Annotated in this window: 1 protein-coding gene; it reads left to right on the plus strand. The window is 46.1% G+C overall.

Translation table 11 applies throughout. The features are described 5' to 3' along the window. A partial coding sequence (locus R7Q11_RS26555) for an AMP-binding protein (protein WP_225467045.1) occupies nt 1-685 on the plus strand: 685 nt, incomplete at both ends.

The raw sequence follows: 685 nt of genomic DNA on the forward strand, positions 1-685 counted from the left end.
TGCAAGTAAACCGAATAAAACGGCCTTGATATGTGGTGATAAAAAATTCACATACGCAGAATTTGACGCGATTGCGGGTAAGATCGCGACTTCGATGATTAAAGCGGGCGTCAAACCGGGAGACCGAGTGGCGTTATCGTGCCCGAATTTGCCTTTCTTTCCTTTCGTTTATTTTGCGGTTCAGAAGGCGGGTGCTGTTACCGTTCCGCTGAACGTGTTGCTCAAATCTAGAGAAATCAAATACCACCTAGAAGATTCGAAAGCGAAGTTTTACTTCTGTTTTGAAGGAACGCCCGAACTGCCAATGGCGAAAGAAGGCATGAAAGCGTTTAAAGAGGTGGATGCGTGTGAAACGATGATCGTAATGACGCAAGATCAAACGCAAAAAGAGTACCAAGGTTTACCGACACTGACGTCTTTTATAGAAGATATCGAACCTTTGGCGGATTACGTTGCTCGCGATGCGGATGACACTTGTGTGATTTTGTATACATCAGGCACAACGGGACTGCCCAAAGGAGCAGAGCTCACGCAGCAAAACATCGTAATGAATGCGCTTGTGGCTCAGAACATCATGGCGAGTCAGGCTGATGATGTTCATCTAGTAACGTTGCCACTGTTTCATACATTCGGTCAAACCGTGCATCTCAATGCTAGCGTGCAAAGCGGTGCAACTTTGGGTTTA

The sequence above is a fragment of the Vibrio sp. 970 genome (genome assembly GCF_033339075.1).